Source organism: Streptomyces sp. E11-3 (genome assembly GCF_046540415.1).
In the GTDB taxonomy this organism is placed as follows: domain Bacteria; phylum Actinomycetota; class Actinomycetes; order Streptomycetales; family Streptomycetaceae; genus Streptomyces.
This window is the reverse complement of the sequence record NZ_JAZGRL010000201.1, coordinates 1-1,029: the sequence shown is the minus strand read 5'-3', so window position 1 is coordinate 1,029 and position 1,029 is coordinate 1. Positions and strand designations below refer to the sequence as shown.

The window sequence follows — 1,029 nt, the reverse complement described above, 5'->3', positions numbered from 1 at the left end:
CCCAGGACCGAAGACCCGCCCCCAGACCAGCCCGATCCACCCGTGACACGAACCTCGACACGAACCATGACACAAAGCCTTGACGCAAAATCGACCGGAAAATAGATTCCAAATGTGAGCAACGAAGTGAAGGAAATTTTCACCGGCAGCGCCCCACCCGCCCCCGCAGCCCTCGCCGCCAAGGTCCGCACCCTCGCGCCGACGATGACCCGCTCCATGCAACGCGTCGCCGAAGCCGTGGCCGGCGACCCCGCGGGCTGCGCGGCGCTGACGGTCACCGCCCTCGCCGAGCTCACCGGCACCAGCGAGGCCACAGTGGTCCGCACCGCCCGCCTGCTCGGCTACCCCGGCTACCGCGACCTGCGCCTCGCGCTGGCCGGACTCGCCGCCCAGCAGCAGTCCGGGCGCTCCCCCTCCGTCACCGCCGACATCTCGGTAGACGACCCGCTGCCCGAGGTCGTCGCGAAGCTGGCGTACGACGAGCAGCAGACCCTCGCCGACACGGCGGCCGGCCTCGACGTCACCCAGCTCAGCGCCGCCGTCGCAGCCCTCGCCACCGCCCGCCGTATCGACATCTACGGCGTCGGCGCCTCATCCCTGGTAGGCCAGGACCTGGCCCAGAAACTCCTGCGCATAGGCCTGGTCGCGCACGCCCTGAGCGACCCGCACCTGGCGGTGACGAACGCCGTCCAGCTCCGCACAGGCGACGTGGCGATCGCGATCACCCACTCCGGCACGACCGGGGACGCGATAGAGCCGCTCCGCGTCGCGTTCGAACACGGCGCGACGACGGTCGCGATCACCGGCCGCCCGGAGAGCCCGGTCTCGCAGTACGCCGACCACATCCTGACCACGTCCACCGCCCGCGAGAGCGAACTGCGCCCCGCCGCGATGTCGTCACGCACATCCCAACTCCTGGTGGTCGACTGCCTGTTCATAGGGGTCGCCCAGCGCACGTACGAGACCGCGGCCCCCGCCCTGGCAGCGTCGTACGAGGCACTGGCCCACCGCCACACCCCCCGAACCCGG

1 protein-coding gene is annotated in these 1,029 nt (G+C 70.9%); it reads left to right on the top strand.

Annotated elements, in window-relative coordinates; translation table 11 throughout:
* Positions 1 to 114 precede the first annotated feature (114 nt).
* On the top strand, positions 115 to 1,029 hold a 915-nt coding region (locus tag U9R90_RS36405), incomplete at its 3' end, for a MurR/RpiR family transcriptional regulator (RefSeq protein ID WP_411061783.1).